Genomic DNA, 24,632 nt, shown 5'->3' on the forward strand with positions numbered 1-24,632 from the left:
CAGTTGGCTTTTTCTGGAGGATATGCTATAATAAAGTGATTGAGTATGTCCTGAATATACAAAAAATAGACACAAGGTGGAATGCTATATGAATCAGACTGCGGATCTGACGGAGAAGACCCTCAGCCGGGAGGAAAAGTACCAGGGAAGCTTCCTGAGCCTGCACGTGGACCAGGTGCAGCTGCCGAACGGCAGGACCTCTTTCCGCGAGGTAGTAGAGCATGTGGACGGCGTGGCCATTCTGGCCCTGGACGACCGGAACAATGTGCTCACCGTCACCCAGTACCGCTATGTGATCGGAAAGACGCTGCTGGAGATCCCCGCCGGAAAGCTGGAGCCGGGCGAGGACCCGGTGGCCGGTGCCCTGCGGGAGCTGAAGGAGGAGACCGGTGCCGTGCCGGACACCTTCCTGCCCATGGGCGTGACCCTGCCCTCCCCCGGCTGTCTCAGTGAGCGGCTGTACCTCTTCCTGGCAAAGGGCCTGCACATGGAGTCCCAGCAGTTGGACGAGGATGAATTCTTGAATGTGGAGCGCATTCCCTTCAATGAGATGGTCCACCGCGTCATGGACGGGGAGATCGAGGACAGCAAGACCATCGCCGCCGTGCTGAAGGCAAAAGTGCTTCTGAATCTTTGAGAGGAGACTCTGCCATGAGCGATCCGAAAACCGTCCTGATCGTGGAGGACGAGAAGAATATCGTGGACATCCTGCGGTTCAATCTCCAGCGGGCGGGCTATCAGACGCTGGAGGCCTATGACGGAGAGGACGGCCTGGCTCAGGCGGTATCCGCCAATCCGGACCTGATCCTGCTGGATGTAATGCTGCCCAAGAAAAACGGCTTTGACGTGTGCCGCGCCCTGCGGGATCAGGGCAGCAGCGTTCCCGTCATCATCCTCACCGCCCGGGAGGAGGAGGCGGACAAGGTCCTGGGGCTGGAGATCGGTGCCGACGACTATATCACCAAGCCCTTCTCTATGCGGGAGCTGGTGGCCCGGGTAGGAGCCAACATCCGGCGGACCACCATGACGCCGCCGGCTGCCGCCTCTGCCGCGGCCTCCGCCATGCCCGTGTCCGGGGATTTGTCTATCAATACCGACAGCCACCAGGTCTTCCGGGCCGGTAAGGCCATCGACCTGACCCAGCGGGAGTATGAGCTGCTGACCTTTCTGGCCAGCCATCCCAACAAGGTCTACTCCCGCATCGACCTGATGGAGCAGGTGTGGAACTACGGCTATGTGGGCGACGACGTGCGGACCGTGGACGTGACGGTCCGGCGCCTGCGGGAGAAGATCGAGGCCGACCCCGCCAATCCTGTCTTCATCCTCACCCGCCGGGGCGCCGGCTACTACTTCTCCGTGAAATGACTCCGCCCCCCATTCTCTAAGGAAAGAAGGTGTTCGCCGTGTTCCGCAGCCTGCACATGAAGCTGATGCTGATTCTGCTGCTGCTCATCACCTCGCTGATGGCGGTGGTAGGTGCATTCCTGACCACCAGCGTCTCCAGCTTCTATATCGACACCTTTTACGAGCAGATCAGCGCCGTGTTCAGCGACGACAGCGACGGCTATGTCTCCACCCTCCGGGCCCGGGCGGCCGAACCGGACGGCGCCGCCGGCATCAAGGAGATGCTGGAGGGCCGGGCCGGCTCCCTGGGCATCGACTACCGCACCCGGAACTACTTCATCCTGGATGGGCAGAGCGGCACCTACCTGGACGGGTCTGCAGAGGCGTCAGAGCTCCCCCGGGAGCAGACCGCCAACCTGCTGACCGCCCGGAATGCCGTGGCTCAGGGCGACAGCACCCTGGTGGGAGACCGCAGCGACATCACCGCCGACTATATGGACGCAGCCATCCCCATCATGGGGGGCGGAAACGCCTACATCATTTACATCCTGGACAACAAGGACACAGTGACGGACCTGAACTCCCAGCTCTTCCTCATCATCATGCAGGCGCTGGTGATCGGCCTGCTGATCTCTGTCCTGTTGAGCTTCCTGCTGTCCAAGACCATGGTGGGCCCCATCGAAAAGCTCACCGCCGGGGCAGAGCGGGTGGCCGCGGGAGACTTTGACAGCCAGCTCCCCGTGGAGTCCACTGACGAGATCGGCATCCTCACGGGCACCTTCAACGAGATGGCCGATGTCCTTCAAGCCACGCTGGCCGCCGTGGAGAACGAGCGGAACAAGCTGGACACCCTGTTCCTCCACATGACCGACGGCGTGGTGGCCTTTGACCACGACAGCCTCCTTATCCACTGCAATCCCGCCGCCACCAATATGCTCCATCGCAGTGTGCCGGAGGGCACTACCTACGATACCCTCTTCGGTCAGGTCTATCCCTTCCAGGAGACCCTGGCCCTCCAAAGACCCAACTACGCCGAGGCGGAGATGGAGGTGGGGGACCGGACGCTGGAGCTGTTTCTGGCGCCGTTTTCCGACCAGGCCAGCGGCGGCGTGCTGGTGGTGCTTCATGACGTGACGGAGCAGCACCGCAACGAGGAGCGGCGCAAGGAGTTCGTGGCCAATGTCTCCCACGAGCTGCGCACCCCCCTCACCAACGTCCGCAGCTATGCCGAGACCCTGCGGGACGCGGAGGGAGACATCCCTGTGGAGACCTCCAACAGCTTTCTGGACATCATCATCACGGAGACGGACCGCATGACCCACATTGTTCAGGATCTGCTGACCCTCAGCCGCCTGGATGCGGGCAATGCGGAGCTGGTGCTCTCCCGCTTTCCTTTCGGGGACGCCATTGAGAGCGTCACCCGTGCCAATGCCCTGGCCGCCAAGCAGCACGGGCACACGCTGACCTATACTCCGCCGGAGAGCCTGCCCTTGATCGTGGGGGACCGGAGCCGGCTGGAGCAGGTGATGATGAACGTCATCGGCAATGCCGTCAAATATACGCCCGACGGCGGACACATCACCATCACCGCCGGCTCCACAGAGGCGGAGGTCTGGATGGAGGTCTGCGATGACGGCATCGGCATCCCAGAGAAGGATCGGGACCGGATCTTCGACCGCTTTTATCGGGTGGACAAGGCCCGTTCCCGGGAGTCCGGCGGCACGGGCCTGGGTCTCTCCATCGCCAGGGAGATCGTCCAGCGCCACCACGGCACCATCGCCCTGGCGCCCCACGAGGGCCCCGGCACCACCATCCGGCTGACGCTGCCCATCGGCGGGCCCTCCAACCCCATCTGAGAAAGTCACATCCGCAAAACCGCTGAAAGGAGGCTGCCCATGGATCAAACGGCCCGGCGCAGGCGCCGCAACCTCATCCAGAACATCGCCATCGCGCTTCTGTCCGTCTCGGCGGTGCTCCTGTTCGCCCAGCTGCAGCTGTACAATCTGGGCACGTCGGAGGACCCGCTCTATCTGGAGCGGCTGACCGGCGAGGGCTCACCCTCCCGGCTGCGGGAGTTTCCCGCTCCGGTACGGGTGGTCCTCACGGACTCCTACGGCCGGTATGGCAGCCTGGGCTTCACTACCAACAGTGACGGCTTCTCCGCCCTGGGCCTGCGGGAGGCTCTGGGCTCCGTCCAGCACCTTGCTCCTTCTGCAACGGATGCCTTTCGGGGTGCCCTCTCGGGCCCTTCCATCTATTTTGATTTTTTGAATCCCCTGCCCCTCCAGGTGCTTGCCGAGCTCACCGGTGCAGAGGGCACCGCGTTGGAGGGAAATGCCCGCTGTCTGCTGCTGGCCGCAGGGGCGGACGGCTCCGTCCATCTCTATGTATGGGACGGTGCTGATACCGTCCTCACCGGCACCGTCGCCTCCACCGCCCTCTCCATAGATTCTCTTACAGAGGCAGTGAGCCAGTCCGGCATGGGAAGCGTCTCCTTCGCCTTTGAGGTTGTGGAGATGGAGCCGCTATACGGCAAGCTGTTTCCCCTCTCCATCCTGCCGACGGAGTTACCGCAGCTGCCGGTCCTCTCTGCCGCTTCATCCATCTCCGGCACGGACTGGCTGCTGGCGGCTTTCGGCTTCAACATCAACACGCGGGAGCGCTATGCGGAGGCCGACGGCACGGAGGTCATCACCGAGGTCGAAGCCGATCGCTCCCTTCACATCCGTCCCTCCGGGGAGATCACCTACCGCAGCGGAACAGATGCTACGCTGGAGATCTCCGCACAGGAGGAGGTCCCCACTGCGGCGGAAGCCGTGCTGGGTGCCAGTATCCTGCTGGAACAGCTGACAGAGGACCGCTCCGGCGAGGCAAGGCTGTATCTGGAGTCCGTCAGTCAGGGCGGAGACACCACCCAGCTTCTGTTCGGATATCAGATCGATGGTGTCCCCATTCGCTTCTCCGACGGCGGACACGCCGCCGAGATCACGCTCTCCGGCACCAGCGTCACCCGCCTCACCCTGCGGTTCCGGCAGTACAGCACCGCCGGGGAGACGTCGCTCCTGCTGCCGCTGCGGCAGACGCTGGCCATTGCAGCGGAGCATCCCGGCACAGAGCTGTCTGTGGGCTATGCCGACGGCGGCGGAGACTCGGTATCCGCCAGCTGGCTGGCGGACTGAGTGCAGCGGATACAAGCCGCTCCGGCGGTGGAAAGGAGGTCCGACGGATGGAGAGCTTCCGTCTGAAAAACATCATCATTCTGATCCTGGCTCTGATGAATCTCTGCCTCCTGGGCCTGCTGGGAGTACGGCTGACCACCGGCTATTCCGCCCAGGCAGAGGCCCGTCAGCAGATGGTGCAGCTGTTCGCGGCGGAGGGTGTCTCTCTGGATGACGGCATTATCCCCGGCGCCACACCGCCCGCCGGCCTGACCTTGTCCAGGGACCCGGACGAGGATGAGAAGCTGGCCGGCTTTCTCCTGGGAGATGAGCTGGTCATGTCTGATGGTGGCGGCGGCGTCACCACCTATCAAAGCGAAAACGGCAGCGCCGTCTTCCGGTCCGACGGCACCTTTGACGTGGTGATCGAACAGAGCGGCGAGACAGCGGACGCCCTGTGCCGGGCCTTCTGCCGTGCGTTCCACTACGAAGCCCTCGCCTTCTCCCTGGATGGGGAGGACGGCAGCGCCTCCGCGGTCCAGACCTACGACGGGGCCCCGGTGGTCAACTGCACCGTCTCCTTCTCCATCTCCGGCGGGCGGGTGGCCTCCGTCAGCGGTACCCACCTGCCCCAGGCGGGACAGACCGCCAATGGGAACGGTGCCCTGTCCGCTCTGGATGCCCTCAATGCCTTCCTCGGCACCGTTCAGAGCGGCGCGGTGGTCACTGCCGTGACGGACCTGTACCTCTGTTATGAGCTGCAGAGCACCACAGCCACTCCTATGGCCCTGGTGCCCGCCTGGTGCGTTTCTACGGATACGGCTGATTATTATGTCAACTGCTACACCGGCGCGGTCTCCTCCGGCTGAGTAACTGGAGCCCTGCCGGGCAGATAATTTGTTTCCAAATTTCTCCGCCTGTGCGCCGCGATTCGGCCTGAAGCGGCTGTTTTCAGCCGTCGGCGGCTTTGGAATTTTGACGAATTTTGACGCGGAACCCGTCCGGCTCGCAGGAAGGGTTTGCATTTTGCGCGGGGATATGGTATAGTTTGGGTGTGTGAGCTTCCCCATCCGGAAAATTTCTCCGGTTTCGCAGGTCTTTAGCGGGTATGAAGCGGCACGGGCCGGGCACACTGTTTCATAGAAATTACAGGTGCCGCCACAAAAGAAAGCGCCTTTTGAAGAGAGGGTATCGACTTTGACAAAGTATATTGTACAGGGTGGTCATCCCCTGTTTGGTGAAGTAGAGATCAGCGGCGCCAAAAACGCCGCCGTTGCCATCATTCCCGCCGCTCTGCTGGTGGACGGGGTCTGCCGGATCGAAAATATCCCCCAGATCTCCGATGTGACGCTGTCCCTGAAGATTCTGGAGCATTTGGGTGCCGGCATCCGCGTCATCAACCGCCATACAGTGGAGATCGACGCCAGCCGCATCCGCTCCACCCGAACCTCCTATGAGTTGGCCCGGAAGATGCGGGCCTCCTATTATCTGATTGGTTCTCTCCTGGGCCGCTTCGGCCAGGCGGAGGTCGCCATGCCCGGCGGCTGCAACTTCGGGGTGCGCCCCATCGACCAGCACGTGAAGGGCTTTACCGCGCTTGGCGCCAAGGTCATGGTGGAGGGCGGCTTCATCAACGCTTCCACGGAGACCGGCCGCCTCAAGGGCGCCAACATCTATTTGGATGTGGTCTCCGTGGGCGCTACCATGAATATCATGATGGCCGCCGTCCGGGCGGAAGGCAACACCGTCATCGAGAACGCTGCCAAGGAGCCTCATATCGTGGACCTGGCCAACTTCCTCAACTCGATGGGCGCCAACATCCGGGGTGCCGGCACGGACACCATTAAAATTCAGGGCGTGGACCGCCTGCGGGGCGGCAGCTACGCCATCATTCCCGACCAGATTGAGGCAGGCACCTATATGGCCGCCGTGGCTGCCACCGGCGGCCAGATCCTGGTGAAGAATATCATCCCCAAGCACATGGATTGCATCACCGCCAAGCTGGTGGAGATGGGCGTGGAGGTAGAGGAGCGGGAGGACACCCTTCTGGTCCGCCGCAGCGGCCCCTTGCAGAAGGCCAATGTGAAAACCATGCCCTATCCGGGCTTCCCCACAGATATGCAGCCCCAGATCACCACCGTCCTCTGCCTGGCGGAGGGCACTTCCCTGGTGACGGAGAGCGTCTGGAACAACCGCTACCGCTATGTGGATGAGCTCAAGCGCATGGGCGCCAGCATCCAGGTAGACGACAAGACCGCTGTGGTGGAGGGCGTGGACCATCTCACCGGTGCGCCCATCCAGGCCTGCGATCTGCGGGCCGGCGCGGCATTGGTGATCGCTGCCCTGGCTGCCAAGGGCGAGAGCGAGATCAGCTGCGTACAGTATATCGAGCGGGGCTATGAGGATATCGTCACCAAGCTCCAGGGCCTTGGCGCTTCCATCCGTACCGTGGAGGTCCCCGGTGAGTCCGAGGAGCTGGAGGCTCACATTGGCTGAAACGGGGTACAGGCTTCTCTAGGTTTCCCCCGCTGCCGCGGGGTTATACAATCAAGACATTTCCATAGATCGAGCGATTTTACGTCCGCGATGGAGGATGGCGACTTTCGTCGACGGCCTCCCTTGTGGACGTCTTACTTTTCACCGGAAGAGGTATGTTTTTTGACCACCGTACATACGCTGGCAAGCGGTTCCTCCGGGAACGCGCTGCTGCTCTCCTGCGGGGAGAGCTATATTCTGCTGGATGCGGGCATTTCCTGCCGCCGCATCACTGCCGCTTTGCGGGAGCTGGGCCTGGAGCTCGGAAGCCTCACGGCCATTCTCATCACGCACACCCACGCGGACCACATCTCCGGCCTGCAGACGCTGCTCAAGCGCTGCGCCGCCCCGGTTTTTACCACCGAGCGGGCCGCCCGGGAGCTATCCTGGCGGCTGCCCGGCGCAGAGACACGGCTGGACGCGCTGGACTTCGGCATCCCCCAGTCTATCGGAGAGTTTGCCGTGACGGCATTTCCCACATCCCATGACGCTCCCGGTTCCTGTGGTTTCCGGCTGGACGCCGCCGGCGGCGCCGTCGGTGTCCTGACGGATACCGGCTACGTCACCGACGAGGCTGCCGACATTCTGGAGGGCGTGGATCTGGCGGTGCTGGAGGCCAACCACGACATCGAGACCCTCCGCAGCGGGCCCTACCCCTACTATTTGAAACAGCGGATTCTGGGCGCACAAGGCCATCTCAGCAATGAGGATGCCGCCCGTTTTGCCGCCGTTCTGGCGCAGAGCGGCACATCAGAGATCATCCTGGCCCATCTGAGCCGGGAGAATAATACGCCCGCCATGGCGCAAACTGCCGTAGAACGGGCTCTCTCCGCCGCAGGTGTCTCGCCTCTGCTGTCTGTGGCTCCCAGGGACTGCCTGGGCCCAGCCCACACCGTGAGCAGGAGGTCCGTATGCAGAAGGTGACGATCCTGTGTGTCGGAAAGCTGAAGGAGAAATTTTATATAGACGCCGCGGCGGAGTACGTCAAGCGGCTGTCCCGCTTCTGTAAGCTGGAGCTGGTAGAACTGCCGGAGGAGCGGCTGCCGGAGGACCCCTCCCCCGCCCAGATCGAGGCGGCCCTTTTGAAGGAGGCTGCTGCCATCCGGGCCAAGCTCCCATCCGGCGCCGCCCTGATCGCTCTGTGCGTGGAGGGAGAGCCGCGGTCCAGCGAGGCGCTGGCCCGGCAGATGGCTGCCTGGGCCAGCCAGGGCGTGGGACATCTGGTGTTTCTCATCGGCGGGTCCTTTGGCCTGCACCCCTCCATCAAAGCAGAGGCCAGGCTGCGGCTCTCCATGTCTCCCATGACCTTCCCCCACCATCTGGCCCGGGTGATGGTGCTGGAACAGATCTACCGGGCGTATCAGATCAACGCAGGCACCAAATATCACAAGTAAAGGACGTGGAACTATGACAGAACCGGCAAAGGACTTCTGGGCCCGGGCGGACCGGGACCTGCTGGACCGCTGGCCGAAAGACGAGGCAGGCGCACCGGAACCCGCCGCCAAGCTGGACATCCAGTGGGAGCTAGACAGCCAGGCGGACATCACTGTGTCGTTTTTGGAAAGCTGCGGCATCCCCGCCTTCCAGAATGGGTCCCTGGGCAAGGTGCTGGGAGGCTTCGCCTCCCAGGGAGTAGAGATTTGGGTCCCCGCCTCCCAACTGGAGGAGGCCCAGGCGCTGCTGAACACCCCCGCGGAAATCCCGGAGCAGGACTAATGTCCCGCCTCCGTTCTCAATTTACACAACAGGAGGTATCTCTCGCATGGATTTTATGAAGGAATATGAAAAGTGGCTGGCGAGTCCTGCCCTGTCCGACGCGGAGCGTGCGGAGCTGGAGAGCATCCGAAATGACCCCAAGGAGATTGAGAGCCGGTTCTACGGCCCGCTGGAGTTCGGCACCGCCGGCCTGCGGGGCATCATGGCCGTGGGCCTGCACAACATGAACATCCATGTGATCCGCTGGGCCACCCAGGGCTTTGCCCAGGTCATCTGCGCCGAGGGCGAGGAGGGCAAGCGCCGGGGCGTGGCCATCTGTATGGACTGCCGGAACCACTCCATGGAGTTCGCCCGGGCGGCGGCGGAGGTCTGCGCCGCCAACGGTATCCATGTGCGGATCTTCGAGTCCCTCCGCCCCACGCCGGAGCTGAGCTTCGCCGTGCGGGAGTACCGCTGCCAGGCGGGCATCAATGTCACCGCCAGCCACAATCCGAAGGAGTACAATGGCTACAAGGTCTACTGGGAGGACGGCGCCCAGCTGCCCCCTCACCACGCCGACGCCATCGCCGCTGCTCTGGAACAGATCGACGTCTTCAATGGCATCCGGCGCATGGACTTCGACGAGGCGGTGAAGGCCGGCCTCATTGAGACTATGGGGGAGGAGACGGACCGGAAGTTTATGGCCAACGTCACTGCCATGATTAACGACAAGGAAACCGTGGCCAAGGTGGCGGACACCTTCAAGCTGGTGTACACTCCCTTCCACGGCTGCGGCTACAAGCTGGTGCCGGAGGCATTGCGGACCCTGGGCATCAAGCACCTGATCTGTGAGCCCAAGCAGATGGTGATCGACGGCGACTTCCCCACCGTGGTCTCCCCCAACCCGGAGAACCCGGAGGGCTTCTATCTGGCCATCGACCTGGCCCGGGAGAATGACGTGGACTTCATCCTGGGCACTGACCCGGACAGCGACCGGGTGGGCATCATGATCCGGAACCACAGCGGCGAGTACCGCCCCGTCACCGGAAATCAGACCGGCGTGTTGCTGCTGGACTACCTCATCGGCGCCATGCGCCGCTCCGGCAAAATGCCGGAGAAGCCCGTGGCCCTCAAGACCATCGTCACCACGGAGATGGCCCGGAAGGTGGCTGAGTCCAACGGCGTCACCTGCTACGACACCTTCACTGGCTTCAAGTTCATGGCGGAGAAGAAGAACGCCCTGGAGGCCGCCGGCGAAGGAAAGGTCATCTTCTCCTATGAGGAGAGCTACGGCTACATGCTGGGCGACTACGTCCGGGACAAGGACGCCGTCACCGCCTCCATGCTGCTGACGGAGATGGCCGCCTGGTACGCCGCCCAGGGCATGACGCTGTTCGACGCCCTGGAGAAGCTATACGAGAAGTATGGTCACTACGCCGAAAAGACCTACAACCTGGTGATGCCCGGCCTGGACGGTCTGAAGGATATGGCGCAGCTGATGAAGAATCTCCGGGAGAATCCCCCGGCGGAGATCTCCGGCGTGAAAGTCGTCACCCGGAAGGACTACACCGACGGGTCCGTGGTGGACTGCGCCACCGGTGCGAAGAGCGCCATGGAGCTCTCCGGCTCCAACGTGCTGCGGTTCGAGCTGGCGGACGGCACCACCATTCTGGTGCGACCCTCCGGCACGGAGCCCAAGATCAAGGTGTATATTCTGACCCAGGGCGCGGATTCTGCCGCCTGTGACGCCAATCTGGAGAAGTACGGCCAGTGGGTCAAGACGCTGCAAAAATAAGACGTCCCTTCTTAGTATCCAAACAACGGCGCCCGTTCCTTTCGGAACGGGCGCCGCTTTTTGGGTTTTCAGAACCAGGCCGCCTGCTGCTCCCGGAACCGGGGCTCCGGGCCGTGGGCGTAGGGGTCGTAACGGCCCAGGTTGCAGCCGAACTCCTGGAGACGGGCGATCTGCCCCGTTGCCGTCCAGCGGACCAGGGTCATACCCTCGAACACCTCCCGGCGGCCGTCGTCCATCCGGTTGGCGAAGGTCCACTCCACCACCGTCTGGTCCCCCTTGTGGAAGAACTGGCGGATATCCCACCGCTCCACCGTGCCCCGGCGATTCCACTCGGTGAACCACCAGGCGATCTTGTCCGCGCCGTGGTACTCCGGGCCCCAGCTCTCGATGTACACCGCGTCCGGGGCGAAAAGGTCCCGGATGCCGGTGTCCCGCTTGGTGAGCCACATGTCGAACCATTGGCAGATGGCCGCTTCCCGCTGTTCCATCTGATTGCTCCTTTCCGCTGTATCTGCTCTTATCTATAAGCAAAATGAATTAGGATGCGAGGATGTTCTGAACCTCCGCCAGCAGGGTCTCCCCGTCGTGCAGGGGATAGCCGTCCACCGCAAAGCGCCCCTGACTGCCCACCAGGATGACGGATTCCCCATTGGCACCCAGGAGCATGACGGTATCCGCTTCCAGAGGATATACCCCAACGGGATTCTTCCAGCGGAACCTAGAGGCCCCCCGCATTGTAGCCTCCAGGTCCGCCAGCTGCTCCGGCCGGAGCGACGCCGTCAAATCCCGTCCGTCCTGCCGGACCTCCAGCAGCTGGAAGTCCTCTCCCCCTGCCGGGGCGGGTAGCAGGAAGAAATAGCCAGCCAGGGCTGCCACGGCCACAACACATACCAGCAGAACTTTCCATGTTCTTTTCATATGCGCCCCTTCTTTGTCACTGCTCCGGCAACAGGGCCCAAAGCTGTTCCAGGAGTTCTTCGCCATTGATGAGGGGATACCGTCTGTCACCATCATAAATTACGGCGGTGTCCTCGTCCAGATAGATATGCCATAGCCCCTCACTGTCTCTCCCGTTGATCTCCACACTGCTCTCCGAGAGCCATGGAGAGCAGCCAACACGGTACCCCCTCTTTCCGCGCCCAGCACCAGTCCCTTGATGGCGTCTAAAGTATCCTGATCGATCTGTTCCGTGATGTCCTCTAGTGTCTCCCCTGCTCTGATGAAGCTGATTTCAAAGTCCCCTCCCACCGCAGGGTAGTGCAGGACATACCGTGCGCAGATTCCCACAGTCATGGCCGCCACCGCTGCCACTACCACAACGCACGCCAGCAAAATTTTCCATTTTCTTTTCACAGGCGCATCCCTCCCCTGTCACGGCTCCGGCAGCAGGGCCCAGACCTGTTTCAGCAGCCCTTCGCCGTCAATAATGGGGTAGCCGCCCCTTTGTCCGTCGCAGAGTACGCAAGCTTCGCCGTCCAGCTCAAAGAACCAGGGTCCATGGCTGTCGACGCCTATGATCTGCACCGTGTCCTCCCGCAGCTGCCTTGGAAAGACGTTTCTGCGGTACCCCCTTCTCTCTGCTTGCCGAAGCAGGTCATTGAGGGCGTTACAGGTATTCTGGTCTATCTGACCGGTAATATTCTCCAGCGTCTCTCCCACATTGATATACTGGACTTCGTAGTCCTCCCCTACCGCGGGGCGGGGAAGGAGATACCACGCCGCAGCACATGCTGCCGTCACTGCCACGACGCACGCCAGCAGGATTTTCCACTTCTTTTTCAAGAGAACCGCCCCCTCTCTGGCTCCATCATAAAGGGACCGCCCTGGGCCTGTCAAGGCGGAACGCAGATTTTTCCAACGTTATTCTTGACATATGTTCAAAATCATATATAATGGGCATATGTTCAAAACAAGGGAGGAACACCCATGCCGCGCAGCGCCAAATGCCGCCGGGTCTGCCAGATGCCGGCCCACTGCCGCTTTGCTCCGGAACAGCCCGCCCACGGGGAGGCCGTGGAGCTGACAGTGGAGGAGTATGAGGCGGTGCGTCTGATGGATTACCTGGGCCTGAACCAGGAGGAGGCCTCCGCCCAGATGGGGGTGGCCCGGACTACCGTTCAGCGGATCTATGCCCAGGCCCGACAGAAGCTGGCGGTCTTTCTGGTGGAAGGCCGTCCGCTGCAGATCGGCGGCGGCAGCTACGCCCTCTGTCCCCAGGAAAGTTGCCGGGGCTTCAGCAGGCCCTGCGGCCGGTGTGCCTCCCAAGACGGAAAGGAAGCGTCCTCATGAAAATCGCAGTCACCTATGAAAACGGCCAGGTGTTCCAGCACTTTGGCCACACGGCACAGTTCAAGCTCTATGATGTGGAGAACGGCACCGTAGCCTCCTCCCAGGTGGTGGATACCAATGGCAGCGGACACGGGGCCCTGGCTGGCTTTTTGAAGGACCATCAGGTGGATGCCCTGATCTGCGGCGGCATCGGCGGTGGGGCCCAGATGGCGTTGGCGGAGGCAGGTATCCGGCTGTACGCCGGCTGCCAGGGCGACGCGGACACCCGGGTGGCAGAACTGCTGGCAGGCACGCTGGTCAGCGCCGATGCAGCCACCTGCGACCATCACCACGGTGAGGAGCACACCTGCGGCGACCACGGCTGCGGCCACCACGAGAGCGGCCATACCTGCGGCCACTGCTGAGACCGGACCGGGAGGGCGAAACGCCCTCCCGGTTTTTGTGCAGCACCTTTTGGAAATATGGGATTCCCTTTCTGCATAGGATGGGAACAGCGGACTTTGACACTTCGCCGGAAAGGATGATCCCCTTGGAGCAATACATGGAACAGCATTATCCCTTCACCCTGCCGCCCCTGCCCTACGGCTATGACGCGCTGGCGCCGGAGCTGATCGAAAAAGTGCTGTATTTCCATCACGACAAGCACTTCGCCGCCTATGTGGACGCTCTGAACCAGCTGCTGGAGCGGACGCCCGCCTATCAGTCCTGGCCGCTTTGGAAGCTGTGCCTAAACTGGGAGGAACTGCCGGATGGCCTGCGACAGGGCGTTCGGAACAACGCCGGAGGCGTCTTTAATCATGACCTGTATTTCCGCACCCTCCACCCCCTGCCGGTCTCCGCCCCGGACATGGCGCTGGAGGGCGCTGTGGTACGGGACTTCGGCGGCATGGCAGGTTTGAAGGAGGCCATGCGCAAGGCGGCCCTGGGGCAATTCGGCTCCGGCTGGGCCTGGCTATCCGCAGACGGCGAGGGGCACCTGGCTGTCCAAAAGACCGCAAACCAGGACACACCGCTGCCCCTGATCCCCTTGCTGTGTTGCGACGTATGGGAGCACGCCTACTATCTCCAATACCAGAATCGCCGGGCGGACTACTTCGAAGCCTGGTGGCGACTGGTGGACTGGCCTGAGGTCTCCCGGCTCTATACCGGCTGCCTGGCCTGCCGTCCGCCCCGGCCCTGATGGAAGATTCCAGAGGCGGCGGCAATCGCCGCCGCTTTTGGAAAACTCCAGAAAATAGGCGTTGACAACTGCTTCCTTTTCCGTTATGATAATATGTCGAATGAAGACGCAGAGGAAGGAGCGTACCCATGAATTTCTTGCTGACCGGCGGGGCTGTTTTCCGGGATGGAACTTTCCAGAATGTGGATGTTGCCATTTCCAAAGGCCGTATTGTTTCCGTTTCTCCCTCCCTTTCCCAGGAAGGTTTTTCCGTAATTGAATGTCAGGATCAAGTCATTGTTCCAGGTTTCGTTGATGTACATGTTCATCTTCGGGAGCCTGGATTTTCTTATAAGGAAACCATCGCCTCCGGCACGGCGGCGGCCGCCGCAGGAGGCTACACGGCGGTGTGCGCCATGCCCAACCTGAATCCGGTGCCGGACTCCCTGGAGCACCTGTGGCCGGAGCTGGACGCCATCGCCCGGGACGGCCGGGTGCGGGTGTATCCCTATGGGGCCATCACCCGGGGCGAAAAAGGCGCGGAGCTGGCGGACATGCCGGCTATGGAGCCCTTTGTCTGCGGCTTCTCCGACGACGGGAAAGGCGTCCAGTCCGCCGACCAGATGCGCGATGCCATGGAACTCGCAAAACAGCTGGACAAGCCCATCACTGCCCACTGTGAGGACGAGTCCCTGCTGACTCCCGGCTGGTGCATCCACGACGGGGAGTGGGCGAAGCGGAACGGCTTCCCCGGCAACGCCCCTGAGAGCGAGTGGAAACAGGTGGAGCGGGATCTGGAGCTGGTGCGGGAGACCGGCTGCCGGTACCACGTGTGCCATGTCTCCACCAAGGAGAGCGTGGCCCTCATCCGCAAGGCCAAGGCGGAGGGGCTGCCGGTATCCTGCGAGACCGGGCCCCACTACCTGATCCTCTGCGACGAGGACCTGATGGATGACGGCCGGTTCAAGATGAATCCCCCCATCCGCTCCGCCGCGGACCGGGATGCTTTGATCGAAGGGCTGCTGGACGGCACCATCGACTGCATCGCCACGGACCACGCCCCCCACAGCGCGGAGGAGAAGTCTAGGGGACTCCGCAGCCTCAACGGCATCGTGGGGTTGGAGTGTGCCTTCCCGGTGCTGTATACGGAGCTGGTGGAGCCGGGCATCGTCCCCTTCGCCACGCTGCTGAACGCCCTGTGCGTCAATCCCCGGCGGCTGTTCCGCCTGCCCGGCGGAAAGATCGAGGCGGGAGAGATCGCGGATCTGACCGTGCTGGATCTGAACCGGCCCCATGCCATCAACAGCGGTGCCTTCTTCTCCCGGGGCCGCTCCACGCCCTTTGACGGCTGGACCGTCACCGCCGGAGTGGACAAGACCATCTGCAACGGGAATCTGGTGTACACCGCCAGCTCCCGCAACATCAATAAGACCCCCATTCCCCCCTGTCAGGAGGACTACCTATGAAACAATCCCTCTTTACCATGGAACACGCCCGGCAGCTGACCGCCGACACCTATGAGCTGGTGCTGTCCGGCGACACCTCCGCCATCACGGCGCCGGGGCAGTTCGTGAACATCCAGCTGCCCGGCAAATTCCTCCGGCGGCCTATCTCCATCTGCAACTGGACGAAGGACGCCCTGCTGCTCCTGGTCCGGGTGGTGGGCGAAGGCACCCATGACTTAGTGCGGTGCGTCCCCGGCACAGAGCTGGATGTGCTGTCGGGTCTCGGCAACGGCTTTGATCTGGCAAAGGGCGGGGCCCACCCCATCCTGCTGGGCGGCGGCATCGGCATCGCGCCCCTGTACGGCCTGGCCCAGCGGATGCTGGAGGCGGGCATCGCCCCCACAGTGGGACTGGGATTCCGCTCCGGCGGAGACGCCTTTTACCTGGAGGAATTCGGCAAGCTGGGCTGCCGCCTGATGGTGGCCACGGAGGACGGCAGCTTGGGCACAAAGGGATTTGTTACGGATCTGGCCCGTCACGTGCCGGAGTGCGGCTACGCCTTCGTCTGCGGCCCCACCCCCATGCTGAAGGCCGTCCACGGCCTGCCCCAGCTCACCGGCGGGCAGTTCAGCTTCGAGGCCCGGATGGGCTGCGGCTTCGGCGCCTGCATGGGCTGCTCCGTGCCCACGGGAAACGGCTACAAGCGGGTGTGCAAGGACGGTCCCATTCTGTACAAGGAGGAAATCGTATGGTAAGCCTGTCTGTCCGCCTTGCAGGGGTGGAGCTGAAAAATCCCGTAATCCCCGCCTCCGGCACCTTCGGCTATGGCCGGGAGTACGCAGAGCTGTACGACCTGGACCTTCTGGGCAGCTTCTCCTGGAAGGGCACTACCGCACAGAGCCGTCCGGGCAACCCTCAGCCCCGGATCGCGGAGACCGCCTCCGGGATGCTGAACGCCGTGGGCCTCCAGAACCCCGGCATCGACGCGGTGATCGCGGAGGAGGTGCCCAACATTGCAAAGATCTTTCATGGGCCGGTGATCGCCAACGTGGGGGGCTTCTCTCTCCAGGAGTACGCTGAGAACTGCGCCAAGCTCAACGACGTGGAGCAGGTGTCCATTCTGGAAGTGAACATCTCCTGTCCCAATGTCCACGCTGGAGGGAAAAACTTCGGCTCCGACCCCAGGGCCGCCGCGGAAGTCACCCGGACAGTGAAGGCGGTGACGAAAAAGCGGGTCTTCATGAAGCTCTCCCCCAACGTCACGGACATCGCGGAGATCGCAAGGGCCTGCGCTGACGCGGGAGCCGACGGCATCTGCCTCATCAACACCCTGTTGGGGATGCGGATCGACCTGAAAACGAAAAAGCCCCTCATCGCCAACCGCACCGGCGGACTGTCCGGCCCCGCGGTGTTCCCGGTGGCGGTGCGGATGGTGTGGGACGTGTACGAGGCGGTGCAGCTGCCCATCATCGGCTGCGGCGGCGTCTCCTCTGCGGAGGACGTGTGTGAGATGATGCTGGCGGGGGCCAGCGCCGTGGAGATCGGCGCCGCCAACCTGCGGGACCCCTATGCCTGCAAGAAGATCATCGAAGCCCTGCCGGGCGTGTGCGAAAGGCTGGGCGTGGAGCGTATCGCGGACCTGACCGGCGCGGCGCACGGCTGAACGCTGTCACCGAGAAATTTACAGAAAGGACTGTTTGAATATGAGCGCAAAAGACGTCATCATCGCCCTGGACTTCCCCACCCGTGAGGAGACCCTCTCCTTCCTGGACCAGTTCCCCGCCGGGGAGAAGCCCTTTGTGAAGATCGGCATGGAGCTGTTCTATGCCGAGGGCCCCCAGGTGGTCCGGGACATCAAGGCCCGGGGCCACAAGATCTTCCTGGACCTGAAGCTCCACGACATCCCCAACACCGTGAAGCGGGCCATGGCGGTCCTCTCCCGACTGGATGTGGATATGGTGAACCTCCACGCCGCCGGGACCTCTGAGATGATGCGGGCCGCCCTGGAGGGCCTGACTCGTCCCGACGGCACTCGCCCCCTGCTGATTGCCGTCACCCAGCTGACCTCCACCGACGCCGCCGCCCTGAAAAACGAGCTGCTGATCGACACCCCCATGGCAGAGACGGTGCTCTCCTACGCCAAGAACGCCGCCGCCAGCGGCCTGGACGGCGTGGTCTGCTCTCCTTTGGAGGCGGCTCTGGTGAAGGAGCGGTGCGGCGCGGACTTCCTGACCGTCACCCCCGGCATCCGGTTCGCGGACAGTGCCGCCGGCGACCAGAAGCGGATCATGACTCCGGAGAAGGCGGGCAAGTCTGGCTGCGACTACATCGTGGTGGGCCGTCCCATCACCCAGGCGGAGGACCCGGTGTCCGCTTATCGGAGAGCGGTCAAGGACTTTTGGGGCTGAGCGGAACGGGGGCACGTCTGCATGAAATTTGATTTGATGGAACTTGCCCTTGTCATTGCTGTCTTTTTCATGGTACTGGCATTCGGAACAATCTGGATCAAAGCCCTGCCATTCGGTTATACCGAGTCGGCGCTATTGTACCTTGCAGCCATTGTGGCCGCAAGTGCTTTCTGGGTCGGCCGAAAGCACTGACTATCTTCGCACATTTGGATAAGGAGGATTTTTCCATGAACCTAGAACGTGAAATCGCCCACGATCTGCTGAGCATCGGCGCGGTGTTCCTGCGGCCGGACGAGCCCTTCACCTGGGCCAGCGGCATCAAGAGCCCCATCTACTGCGACAACCGCCTGACCCTCACCGCTCCCGCCGTCCGCACGGCCGTGGAGAAGGGCTTGGTGGAGCTGATCCGCACCCATTATCCGGATGTGGAGGTGCTGATGGGCACGTCCACCGCCGGCATCGCTCACGCGGCCATCGTGGGCCACCTGATGGACCTGCCCATGGGCTACGTCCGCTCCGGCAACAAGGACCACGGCCGCCAGAACCGCATCGAGGGCAGGCTGGAGAAGGGCCAGAAGGTCGTTGTGGTGGAGGACCTGATCTCCACCGCCGGCAGCTGCATTGAAGTTGTGGAGGCGCTGCGGGAGGCGGGTGCCGAGGTTCTCGGCGTCGCATCCATCTTCACTTACGGGCTCCAAAAGGGCCTGGACCGGCTGGCCGCCGCGAATGTCGTCAACCACTCCCTCTCCAACTTCGATGCCGTCTGCGAGGCGGCCGCTGAGGAGGGGAAGATCAAGCCGGAGGACATTGAGCGGCTGAAGAGGTTCCGGGCCAACCCCTCCGACGAATCCTGGATCACGTCGAAATAAATTCCGCTCATTCCGCTTCCGGCTTTGCCGGGAGCTATTCCCTGCCGCCCGAGGAGCGGCTCCCTCCCACCACACCCCTGAAAGGAGTTCATCATGCCCAGAAATCTTATCGACATCACCGACCTCTCCGTGGAGGAGATCAATCAGCTGATCGCCACCGCGGAGGACATTATCGCCAACCCGGTCAAGTACCAGGACGCCTGTGCCCACAAGCAGCTGGCAACGCTCTTCTTCGAGCCCTCCACCCGGACCCGGCTCTCCTTTGAGTCCGCCATGCTGGCCCTGGGCGGCAGCACCCTGGGCTTTTCTGAGGCCAGCTCCAGCTCCACCGCCAAGGGCGAGACCGTGGGCGACACCATCCACACTGTCAGCTGCTACGCCGACATCATCGCCATGCGCCATCCCAAGGAGGGTGCTCCCTACGCCGCCTCCCAGTTCAGTGAGGTACCTATCATCAATGCCGGCGACGGCGGCCACAACCATCCCACCCAGACGCTCACCGACCTGCTGACCATCCACCGGGAGAAGGGGCGGCTGAACAACTTCACCATCGGCTTCTGCGGCGACCTGAAATTCGGCCGCACCGTCCACTCCCTGGTGAACGCCCTGAGCCGGTACGATCACATCAACTTCGTGCTGATCTCCCCCACCGAGCTGAAGCTGCCCCGGTATGTGAAGGAGGAGGCTCTGAAGAAGAAGGGCATCCCCTACACCCAGACCACGGATCTGGAGTCCGTCATCCCCCAGCTGGACATTCTCTACATGACCCGTGTCCAGAAGGAGCGGTTCTTCAATGAGGAGGACTACCTGCGCTTGAAGGACAGCTACATCCTGACACCGGAGAAGCTGGAGAACGCCAAGGCGGACCTGTCCATCCTCCACCCCCTGCCCCGTGTCAACGAGATCACTGTGGCGGTGGACAAGGATCCCCGGGCCGCCTACTGGAGACAGGTGAAGAACGGCAAGTACATCCGCATGGCACTGATCCTGAAGCTGCTGGGCATTCAGGTGTGAGAAGGAGGCATTGACGCTATGAACATCGACAGCATCCAAAACGGCGTGGTCCTGGACCACATCCAGGCTGGCAAGAGCATGGACATCTACCGCTACCTCCATCTGGACCAGCTGGACTGCTCCGTGGCCATCATCAAGAATGTCCGCAGCGGCCGGATGGGTAAGAAGGACATCATCAAGATCGACTCCCCTATGGAGGTAGATCTGGATGTGCTGGGCTATATCGACCCCAACATCACCGTCAACATCATCCGCAACGGCGTGCGGGTGGAAAAGAAGCATCTGGAGCTTCCGAAAAAGCTGGTGAATGTCATCCACTGCAAAAACCCCCGCTGCATCACCGTAGCAGAGCCCCAGCTGGACGCCATATTCCTGCTGAGCGATCCCGCCACTCACACCTATCGCTGCGCCTACTGTGAGACCGCAAAGGACAAGAAGTTCTGATTCCCCGTGACGGCACTGCCCGTTCAGACTGCGTGGACATCCAGTTTTTTCCCCTCCGGCAGGGCCGTATATACGGATTCTGCATTGCAGGAAAGTTTTCCTGCAATGCAGAATTTTTTTTGCAATTTCTGTTGCGTTTTGGAGGAAAATGGCGTATACTGCGGCCCGGATTTCAGAAAACGGAGGCACTCCTATGAAGCATCATCCCTCTTGGACCGCTCTGCGCAGCTACGCGATCACAGCCGGTCTGGCCTGCCTGATGGGCGTCAGCTATGAGCTGTTCGTCTTTCCCAACGCCTTCGCCCCGGCGGGCATCAACGGCCTAGCCACCATGCTGCAATACCTGCTGCACATCAACATCGGCTACCTCTCCCTGCTCATCAACCTGCCGCTGGTCCTGCTGGCCTGGAAAAAAGTCGACCGGGACTTCGCCCGCAAAACGCTGGTGTTCGTGCTGATGTTCTCCGCCGTCACGCTGGTGCTGGGCCAGATGGACCTAAGCGCCATCGCCTATGACTCCGGCTCCTCCGCCATTCTGGGGCCAGTGGCCGCCGGAGTCATCAGCGGCGCCATATACGGCTGGGTGATCCGGCAGAACGGCTCCACCGGCGGAACGGACATCGTAGCCGCCTGGGTGCGGAAAAAGCACCCGGAGGCCAGCCTGGTCTGGCTGATCTTCAGCCTCAATGCCGCGGTGGCGGTGTTGTCCTTCTTCGTCTACGGCTGCCAGTTCGAGCCGGTGATCCTGTGCCTGATCTACTGCTATCTCAGCTCCAGCATCAGCGACACCATTTTGAAGGGCGGCAAATCCGCCATGAAATTCGAGGTGGTCACCCGGCAGCCGGAGGAGCTCTCCCGGCAGCTCATGCAGCAGCTGCGCCACGGTGTCACTGTGCTCCAGGCGGAGGGAATGTACTCGGAGACTCCCCGTTCCCTGCTGATCTGCGTGGTGAACCGCCATCAGGTGGTTCGGTTCCAGGAGATTCTGGCCCGCTTCCCGGATACCTTCGCCTGCGTCTCCAGTGTCAATGAGACCTGGGGGAATTTCAAACACGTGGCATAGAAAAACCGGCGGAGGCCGTACAGCCTCCGCCGATTTTTCAGGTTTTTACTCCGCCGCCCGCTCCAGCCGGTCCAAGGGGAACGGCGGTGCGGCCAGAGGCTTCACCGCCAAGCTCATCAGCAGCATGGGGTTATCATCCGCCGCCACCCGGTTGGAATGGAGCACGCCGCAGATCTTGCAGCGGTGGATGATGGCCCACTCGCCGCCCTTGCGGACCCAGACGGCCACCGGCTCCATGGTGCCGCCGCAGTCGGCGGCCCGGTCCCCCGGCTCGTCATCCAGGTGGACGCTGGCAAGGCAGTTGGGGCAGTGGTTGCGGTGCTGGGTTCCGGCAGCCTGAGGTCCTACCGGCCAGCCGCAGACCCGGCAGGTGAATACATCCCGGCAGGGATCCTGCCGGTAGTCCAGGCGGCGCCGTTTCGGTTTTTGCGGGATTCGCTGGGACATTGGAAATTCCTCCTTGGTGTTGTCTTACTGCCCTCAGCATACCCTGCCGCAGGCCGGTCCCGCAACCGTCAACTCGGTTCAGAAATAAGAAAGCGCCATGCGGGAGTCCGCATGGCGCTTGTGTTCTTATTCATTTCTCAGGCGGGCGATGATCTTCCAAATGCTCTTCGGCGCCAGAAAGTAGGCTTCCGCCAGCTGGTCCACAGAGGTCCCCTCCCGATAGCGCCGATAGATCTCCTGATTTCGGGCCAGGGTCTCCGCCTTGCGGCCGTTGGCCGCGCCCCAGGTCTTGCGGTTGGTCTCCCGCCGGGGGATGTACAGATACTCCCCGTCGATATACGCCTGGACCTGGGCCAGCAGGTCCGGCGGCAGCACGTCGGCTGCTTTCATATAGCGCATGATGCTCCTCCAAAGCTCTTGTGATTTGGAATGAGCAGAGGCTATATGCCAAATCTCTTTGTTTGACGCGATAGCCTCTGCTATACGTCAAACGCCGAAACAAAGTTATTCAATCGCAAATATGTCCCTCATTTCCCCGGCCTCTCCAGCCAGCTCTTTTTCAGCGGCAGCAAATTCTTTCCTGCCGCTGTCACTATACCATAGTTCTCCGGGGCAGTCAACATAAATCCGTTATTACGGGATATAATGAACTCCTCAAGCAGAGCTAAAAATGAACGGCCGCTAAAAAAGCGGCCGTTCATTTTTGGTTGCTTATTTGTGCCCTCAGTTTTTACTCAAACTTATCCGTAATATTCCATTGCGCTCACTTTGAGATCCGACATTCCAGATTCACTTCCACCATCTATGCTAAATTCAAGCACGGACGTCAATACTCCGGCATCTTCATTTACTCGGAAAGCTCTCACCGCTGTTTTTCCAGAAGCAATCTTTATAGATTGAAATATTTCCTTCTCCCCATCGCTTACTGTAACTGGGCGATAGACATTGAAAAACTGGTCAGTCTCTCCATTATTCGTCACCGTTATTAAGACAATCCCTCCGGCTGCACAATTGAGTCTCTGTGTGATTCCAGTATCCGACTGAATACAAGCATCATTCAGCCAAATCGTCATGCCCTTATTGGAATTAATCTTATCTGGCTTTATCTCTGTAAAAGGGCCTGCCGTAGCCCCAAATTCTGGTGTCTCTCCTATGGTCACATTTTCAGCACTTCCAACACTTACAGATGCGCCTTTGTTCTCACTTCCAATAACAATGCAATCGTTGCTACTGTCCCAAGATATTGTAGCATCAAATAACTCTGCAATTTTCCTGATAGAAAGGTAATTTGTCATCCCACCAGCTTCATCTGTGTAAGTGATAACCCCAGGAATTTCCTGGCCATTTGGTGCTGCAATTGTTTCCCCAGCTTCTAATTCCGTCTTTCCGAACATACGAATTCCTGCGTTTCCAGTAGAAAACTGTTCAGAGACAGCAAAAACCGTTGTTCCAAGTAAGCATATGACCGCTAAAGTGCATATGCCAACATCAATCTTTGTTCTCTTCATATCTCGATTGCTTACTTGCTCTTTTAGGGATTGACCTGGTACTGCCACGCTTTAATCTGAACATTCATATTTGCGCCATTTGTTGTTGTAATATTAATGCTAACGTCACAAGTCAATCCCTCAGACTGATCAGTACTTCTAATTTCTGCGGAATCTGTTTCTCCAGCAGGAATTTTCCAAGCCGGGACAGCTGTTCCATCAACGTCCAAATTTACAATAACATCATTATTTCCGCTATTAACTACTGTTAGCTCCAAGTTATTCCCGTTTCCAGGATAACAAGTAAAGCTGTTATTATAATTATTTTTTCCGTTACATTCATCCCAAAATGCCCAAACGCCGCGGGGCATGACCGTGGTTTCCTCTACTCCAAAGTCAATCGAGACATCACCAACAACAACTGTTTTGGTCTCTGCAGCTGCAGCAGACGTCACCAGCGAAAAGCTCATAATCAAAGTAAGCAGCATTGCAAAATATCTACGCATCGTTTTCATAGTTCTTCCTCCTTTAATTTTTTCAAAAGTCGTGAAATCAATAATTCACAAAGCCGGAAACGGAGACAGTATAGTTAGAATTATTCCTTACCGCAAATGTATAGGTCCCTCTGAGATCGATCCTGATCGTCTGGTTAATGCTCCCGTTGCTTCCTCGCACAGGGTAAAATAGCCCGTCGGAGTCGATCAGTCCGAAGTCGACGCTCGCTGACGCCGGAGAATAGGATGCCGTAATGGTAACGGTTTCCCCATATTCCATCGGAAAGCTGGTGCTTGCTTTTCTCATGCTCTTCGCAGAAATCTCAAAATCAAACTCGCCTGTGGCTCTTGGTTCCGCGATCTCTGCTGCCTGTTCTCCAATATCAGCTGCAGCGGCCTGAGCGGAAATACAGCTAAAAATTGCAATACAGGCGAACAACAAACAAAAGCCTCTTTTCATCCCCATTGGTCTCACCTCCTTCCTGTTACTCCCAATTCAAGTTAAAATCCGGCTCTTCCAACAACGTACTTTCTTCCCCCTGGATTGAATGTAAATCCAAGCCATTTTCCTTCTGCCCTCTTCCATACCAGAAAAGGAAGCATACCAGCAGGGCCAAAACAACGGCGCCGATCACAAGCAGCCTCATCCACTGCTTTTCTTTTTTCTGTACCTTCTGCTCCGGCGCCCTCTCTGCAGCCGGGGCCGCCGGAGCCGGGGCAGGAAGTTCGTCCCCGCTTTCATCCAGCAGATACTCCAGCGGGACGTTATAGAGCCTGCTCAGAGATTGCAGATTTTCTATTGATGGCCTGGACGTCCCTGTTTCCCATTTTGTTACGGCCTGCCGGGACACATCCAGCTCTTCCGATACCTCTGCTTGGGACAGCCCTTCTCTTTTTCGCAAGCGAGCCAATTTTTTATCTAAGGTCATTGTTTACATCTCCAAATCTATCCCAGCAAGAAATGAAAGTAAACCGCGCGCGGCTTA

The 24,632-nt window shown here is 60.5% G+C and carries 32 protein-coding genes; 22 read left to right on the top strand and 10 right to left on the bottom strand.

Annotated features, from left to right (window positions below; translation table 11 throughout):
* The first annotated feature begins 88 nt into the window (after window positions 1-88).
* The 10 genes from DN611_RS09595 to DN611_RS09640 all read left to right on the top strand — a co-directional run bounded on the left by DN611_RS09595 (window position 89) and on the right by DN611_RS09640 (window position 10,527).
* A complete protein-coding gene (locus tag DN611_RS09595; RefSeq protein ID WP_021748410.1) occupies window positions 89-637 on the top strand; it encodes an NUDIX domain-containing protein in 549 nt (182 codons plus the stop codon).
* A 14-nt stretch (window positions 638-651) separates the two neighbouring features.
* Entirely contained in the window at window positions 652-1,365 is a 714-nt protein-coding gene (locus tag DN611_RS09600) for a response regulator (RefSeq protein WP_021748409.1), read from the top strand.
* Between the two features lie 38 nt (window positions 1,366-1,403).
* Window positions 1,404-3,200 (top strand): ATP-binding protein, encoded by a 1,797-nt coding sequence (locus DN611_RS09605; RefSeq protein ID WP_119311183.1) that lies wholly within the window; start codon window positions 1,404-1,406, stop codon window positions 3,198-3,200.
* 39 nt (window positions 3,201-3,239) lie between these two features.
* Entirely contained in the window at window positions 3,240-4,523 is a 1,284-nt protein-coding gene (locus tag DN611_RS09610) for a hypothetical protein (protein ID WP_119311184.1), read from the top strand.
* Between the two features lie 47 nt (window positions 4,524-4,570).
* Window positions 4,571-5,371 carry a hypothetical protein gene (locus DN611_RS09615; RefSeq protein WP_021748406.1) on the top strand — a complete coding sequence of 267 codons (801 nt, stop codon included), beginning with the start codon at window positions 4,571-4,573 and terminating at the stop codon, window positions 5,369-5,371.
* 328 nt (window positions 5,372-5,699) lie between these two features.
* Window positions 5,700-6,998: a UDP-N-acetylglucosamine 1-carboxyvinyltransferase gene (locus DN611_RS09620; RefSeq protein WP_036629797.1), complete on the top strand. Its 1,299-nt coding sequence runs from the start codon at window positions 5,700-5,702 to the stop codon at window positions 6,996-6,998.
* 162 nt (window positions 6,999-7,160) lie between these two features.
* Window positions 7,161-7,961 (top strand): MBL fold metallo-hydrolase, encoded by an 801-nt coding sequence (locus tag DN611_RS09625; RefSeq protein ID WP_025544043.1) that lies wholly within the window; start codon window positions 7,161-7,163, stop codon window positions 7,959-7,961.
* Window positions 7,949-8,431, top strand: coding sequence for a 23S rRNA (pseudouridine(1915)-N(3))-methyltransferase RlmH (rlmH, locus tag DN611_RS09630; RefSeq protein WP_021748402.1), 483 nt, complete (start codon window positions 7,949-7,951; stop codon window positions 8,429-8,431). Before DN611_RS09625 ends, rlmH begins: the two co-directional genes overlap by 13 nt.
* Window positions 8,432-8,444: 13 nt before the next feature.
* Entirely contained in the window at window positions 8,445-8,753 is a 309-nt protein-coding gene (locus tag DN611_RS09635; protein ID WP_119311185.1) for a putative signal transducing protein, read from the top strand.
* A 46-nt stretch (window positions 8,754-8,799) separates the two neighbouring features.
* Entirely contained in the window at window positions 8,800-10,527 is a 1,728-nt protein-coding gene (locus tag DN611_RS09640; protein ID WP_119311186.1) for a phospho-sugar mutase, read from the top strand.
* 68 nt (window positions 10,528-10,595) lie between these two features.
* Here DN611_RS09640 and DN611_RS09645 read toward each other — a convergent pair whose 3' ends face one another.
* The 4 genes from DN611_RS09645 to DN611_RS09660 all read right to left on the bottom strand — a co-directional run bounded on the left by DN611_RS09645 (window position 10,596) and on the right by DN611_RS09660 (window position 12,309).
* A complete protein-coding gene (locus tag DN611_RS09645; RefSeq protein WP_119311187.1) occupies window positions 10,596-11,015 on the bottom strand; it encodes a nuclear transport factor 2 family protein in 420 nt (139 codons plus the stop codon).
* A 49-nt stretch (window positions 11,016-11,064) separates the two neighbouring features.
* Entirely contained in the window at window positions 11,065-11,445 is a 381-nt protein-coding gene (locus DN611_RS09650; protein ID WP_119311188.1) for a hypothetical protein, read from the bottom strand.
* Window positions 11,446-11,544: 99 nt separating this feature from the next.
* Window positions 11,545-11,880: a hypothetical protein gene (locus DN611_RS09655; protein ID WP_119311189.1), complete on the bottom strand. Its 336-nt coding sequence runs from the start codon at window positions 11,878-11,880 to the stop codon at window positions 11,545-11,547.
* An 18-nt stretch (window positions 11,881-11,898) separates the two neighbouring features.
* On the bottom strand, window positions 11,899-12,309 hold the full coding sequence (locus DN611_RS09660) for a hypothetical protein (protein ID WP_119311190.1): 411 nt from the start codon (window positions 12,307-12,309) through the stop codon (window positions 11,899-11,901).
* Window positions 12,310-12,453: 144 nt separating this feature from the next.
* Here DN611_RS09660 and DN611_RS17010 point away from each other — a divergent pair, with 144 nt between their 5' ends.
* The 12 genes from DN611_RS17010 (at window position 12,454) to DN611_RS09710 (ending at window position 21,218) form a co-directional block, all read left to right on the top strand.
* Window positions 12,454-12,816, top strand: a complete 363-nt coding sequence (locus DN611_RS17010; protein WP_249390776.1) for a DUF134 domain-containing protein — start codon at window positions 12,454-12,456, stop codon at window positions 12,814-12,816.
* Window positions 12,813-13,220: a NifB/NifX family molybdenum-iron cluster-binding protein gene (locus DN611_RS17015; RefSeq protein ID WP_249390777.1), complete on the top strand. Its 408-nt coding sequence runs from the start codon at window positions 12,813-12,815 to the stop codon at window positions 13,218-13,220. The genes DN611_RS17010 and DN611_RS17015 overlap by 4 nt, the downstream gene beginning before the upstream one ends.
* A gap of 137 nt (window positions 13,221-13,357) precedes the next feature.
* Complete coding sequence (locus tag DN611_RS09670) at window positions 13,358-13,996, top strand: superoxide dismutase (protein WP_119311914.1); 639 nt, start codon at window positions 13,358-13,360, stop codon at window positions 13,994-13,996.
* Between the two features lie 128 nt (window positions 13,997-14,124).
* Window positions 14,125-15,441 (top strand): dihydroorotase, encoded by a 1,317-nt coding sequence (locus tag DN611_RS09675; protein ID WP_119311191.1) that lies wholly within the window; start codon window positions 14,125-14,127, stop codon window positions 15,439-15,441.
* Entirely contained in the window at window positions 15,438-16,175 is a 738-nt protein-coding gene (locus DN611_RS09680) for a dihydroorotate dehydrogenase electron transfer subunit (protein ID WP_021748390.1), read from the top strand. The genes DN611_RS09675 and DN611_RS09680 overlap by 4 nt, the downstream gene beginning before the upstream one ends.
* Window positions 16,169-17,083: a dihydroorotate dehydrogenase gene (locus DN611_RS09685; RefSeq protein WP_119311192.1), complete on the top strand. Its 915-nt coding sequence runs from the start codon at window positions 16,169-16,171 to the stop codon at window positions 17,081-17,083. Before DN611_RS09680 ends, DN611_RS09685 begins: the two co-directional genes overlap by 7 nt.
* 40 nt (window positions 17,084-17,123) lie before the next feature.
* Entirely contained in the window at window positions 17,124-17,828 is a 705-nt protein-coding gene (gene pyrF, locus DN611_RS09690) for an orotidine-5'-phosphate decarboxylase (protein WP_021748388.1), read from the top strand.
* A gap of 21 nt (window positions 17,829-17,849) precedes the next feature.
* The gene (locus DN611_RS16680) at window positions 17,850-18,020 is read left to right on the top strand and encodes a hypothetical protein (protein ID WP_160117420.1); all 171 of its coding nucleotides are present in this window, start codon (window positions 17,850-17,852) and stop codon (window positions 18,018-18,020) included.
* Between the two features lie 35 nt (window positions 18,021-18,055).
* Complete coding sequence (gene pyrE, locus DN611_RS09695; protein WP_119311193.1) at window positions 18,056-18,697, top strand: orotate phosphoribosyltransferase; 642 nt, start codon at window positions 18,056-18,058, stop codon at window positions 18,695-18,697.
* Between the two features lie 93 nt (window positions 18,698-18,790).
* On the top strand, window positions 18,791-19,711 hold the full coding sequence (gene pyrB / locus DN611_RS09700) for an aspartate carbamoyltransferase (protein ID WP_025544034.1): 921 nt from the start codon (window positions 18,791-18,793) through the stop codon (window positions 19,709-19,711).
* 18 nt (window positions 19,712-19,729) lie between these two features.
* Window positions 19,730-20,155 carry an aspartate carbamoyltransferase regulatory subunit gene (locus DN611_RS09705; RefSeq protein WP_025544033.1) on the top strand — a complete coding sequence of 142 codons (426 nt, stop codon included), beginning with the start codon at window positions 19,730-19,732 and terminating at the stop codon, window positions 20,153-20,155.
* Between the two features lie 193 nt (window positions 20,156-20,348).
* Window positions 20,349-21,218 carry a YitT family protein gene (locus tag DN611_RS09710; protein WP_160117421.1) on the top strand — a complete coding sequence of 290 codons (870 nt, stop codon included), beginning with the start codon at window positions 20,349-20,351 and terminating at the stop codon, window positions 21,216-21,218.
* Window positions 21,219-21,263: 45 nt separating this feature from the next.
* Here the strand turns inward: DN611_RS09710 and DN611_RS09715 are convergent, their stop codons facing one another.
* The 6 genes from DN611_RS09715 to DN611_RS09740 form a co-directional block, all read right to left on the bottom strand.
* The gene (locus tag DN611_RS09715) at window positions 21,264-21,665 is read right to left on the bottom strand and encodes an RNHCP domain-containing protein (protein ID WP_081692079.1); all 402 of its coding nucleotides are present in this window, start codon (window positions 21,663-21,665) and stop codon (window positions 21,264-21,266) included.
* Between the two features lie 126 nt (window positions 21,666-21,791).
* Complete coding sequence (locus DN611_RS09720) at window positions 21,792-22,064, bottom strand: CD3324 family protein (protein WP_119311195.1); 273 nt, start codon at window positions 22,062-22,064, stop codon at window positions 21,792-21,794.
* A gap of 341 nt (window positions 22,065-22,405) precedes the next feature.
* Window positions 22,406-23,173 (bottom strand): hypothetical protein, encoded by a 768-nt coding sequence (locus tag DN611_RS09725; protein ID WP_145985090.1) that lies wholly within the window; start codon window positions 23,171-23,173, stop codon window positions 22,406-22,408.
* 23 nt (window positions 23,174-23,196) lie between these two features.
* Entirely contained in the window at window positions 23,197-23,667 is a 471-nt protein-coding gene (locus tag DN611_RS09730; protein ID WP_025544027.1) for a hypothetical protein, read from the bottom strand.
* 37 nt (window positions 23,668-23,704) lie between these two features.
* Entirely contained in the window at window positions 23,705-24,112 is a 408-nt protein-coding gene (locus tag DN611_RS09735) for a hypothetical protein (RefSeq protein ID WP_119311196.1), read from the bottom strand.
* A 19-nt stretch (window positions 24,113-24,131) separates the two neighbouring features.
* Window positions 24,132-24,575 (bottom strand): helix-turn-helix domain-containing protein, encoded by a 444-nt coding sequence (locus tag DN611_RS09740; RefSeq protein WP_119311197.1) that lies wholly within the window; start codon window positions 24,573-24,575, stop codon window positions 24,132-24,134.
* Window positions 24,576-24,632: the final 57 nt, after the last annotated feature.

It is taken from the genome of Oscillibacter sp. PEA192 (assembly GCF_003574015.1).
Taxonomy (GTDB): domain Bacteria; phylum Bacillota; class Clostridia; order Oscillospirales; family Oscillospiraceae; genus Oscillibacter; species Oscillibacter welbionis.

Excerpts from the sequence above, each read along its gene's own strand:
- DN611_RS09650 (WP_119311188.1), bottom strand. The coding sequence starts at position 11,445 with ATGAAAAGAACATGGAAAGTTCTGCTGGTATGTGTTGTGGCCGTGGCA.
- DN611_RS09680 (WP_021748390.1), top strand. The coding sequence starts at position 15,438 with ATGAAACAATCCCTCTTTACCATGGAACACGCCCGGCAGCTGACCGCC.
- DN611_RS17010 (WP_249390776.1), top strand. The coding sequence starts at position 12,454 with ATGCCGCGCAGCGCCAAATGCCGCCGGGTCTGCCAGATGCCGGCCCAC.
- pyrF (WP_021748388.1), top strand. The coding sequence starts at position 17,124 with ATGAGCGCAAAAGACGTCATCATCGCCCTGGACTTCCCCACCCGTGAG.
- pyrE (WP_119311193.1), top strand. The coding sequence starts at position 18,056 with ATGAACCTAGAACGTGAAATCGCCCACGATCTGCTGAGCATCGGCGCG.
- DN611_RS09740 (WP_119311197.1), bottom strand. The coding sequence starts at position 24,575 with ATGACCTTAGATAAAAAATTGGCTCGCTTGCGAAAAAGAGAAGGGCTG.
- rlmH (WP_021748402.1), top strand. The coding sequence starts at position 7,949 with ATGCAGAAGGTGACGATCCTGTGTGTCGGAAAGCTGAAGGAGAAATTT.
- DN611_RS09595 (WP_021748410.1), top strand. The coding sequence starts at position 89 with ATGAATCAGACTGCGGATCTGACGGAGAAGACCCTCAGCCGGGAGGAA.
- DN611_RS09735 (WP_119311196.1), bottom strand. The coding sequence starts at position 24,112 with ATGGGGATGAAAAGAGGCTTTTGTTTGTTGTTCGCCTGTATTGCAATT.
- DN611_RS09635 (WP_119311185.1), top strand. The coding sequence starts at position 8,445 with ATGACAGAACCGGCAAAGGACTTCTGGGCCCGGGCGGACCGGGACCTG.
- DN611_RS16680 (WP_160117420.1), top strand. The coding sequence starts at position 17,850 with ATGAAATTTGATTTGATGGAACTTGCCCTTGTCATTGCTGTCTTTTTC.
- DN611_RS09685 (WP_119311192.1), top strand. The coding sequence starts at position 16,169 with ATGGTAAGCCTGTCTGTCCGCCTTGCAGGGGTGGAGCTGAAAAATCCC.
- DN611_RS09675 (WP_119311191.1), top strand. The coding sequence starts at position 14,125 with ATGAATTTCTTGCTGACCGGCGGGGCTGTTTTCCGGGATGGAACTTTC.
- DN611_RS09645 (WP_119311187.1), bottom strand. The coding sequence starts at position 11,015 with ATGGAACAGCGGGAAGCGGCCATCTGCCAATGGTTCGACATGTGGCTC.
- pyrB (WP_025544034.1), top strand. The coding sequence starts at position 18,791 with ATGCCCAGAAATCTTATCGACATCACCGACCTCTCCGTGGAGGAGATC.
- DN611_RS09730 (WP_025544027.1), bottom strand. The coding sequence starts at position 23,667 with ATGAAAACGATGCGTAGATATTTTGCAATGCTGCTTACTTTGATTATG.
- DN611_RS17015 (WP_249390777.1), top strand. The coding sequence starts at position 12,813 with ATGAAAATCGCAGTCACCTATGAAAACGGCCAGGTGTTCCAGCACTTT.
- DN611_RS09640 (WP_119311186.1), top strand. The coding sequence starts at position 8,800 with ATGGATTTTATGAAGGAATATGAAAAGTGGCTGGCGAGTCCTGCCCTG.
- DN611_RS09725 (WP_145985090.1), bottom strand. The coding sequence starts at position 23,173 with ATGAAGAGAACAAAGATTGATGTTGGCATATGCACTTTAGCGGTCATA.
- DN611_RS09610 (WP_119311184.1), top strand. The coding sequence starts at position 3,240 with ATGGATCAAACGGCCCGGCGCAGGCGCCGCAACCTCATCCAGAACATC.
- DN611_RS09670 (WP_119311914.1), top strand. The coding sequence starts at position 13,358 with ATGGAACAGCATTATCCCTTCACCCTGCCGCCCCTGCCCTACGGCTAT.
- DN611_RS09715 (WP_081692079.1), bottom strand. The coding sequence starts at position 21,665 with ATGTCCCAGCGAATCCCGCAAAAACCGAAACGGCGCCGCCTGGACTAC.
- DN611_RS09710 (WP_160117421.1), top strand. The coding sequence starts at position 20,349 with ATGAAGCATCATCCCTCTTGGACCGCTCTGCGCAGCTACGCGATCACA.
- DN611_RS09600 (WP_021748409.1), top strand. The coding sequence starts at position 652 with ATGAGCGATCCGAAAACCGTCCTGATCGTGGAGGACGAGAAGAATATC.
- DN611_RS09615 (WP_021748406.1), top strand. The coding sequence starts at position 4,571 with ATGGAGAGCTTCCGTCTGAAAAACATCATCATTCTGATCCTGGCTCTG.
- DN611_RS09705 (WP_025544033.1), top strand. The coding sequence starts at position 19,730 with ATGAACATCGACAGCATCCAAAACGGCGTGGTCCTGGACCACATCCAG.
- DN611_RS09720 (WP_119311195.1), bottom strand. The coding sequence starts at position 22,064 with ATGCGCTATATGAAAGCAGCCGACGTGCTGCCGCCGGACCTGCTGGCC.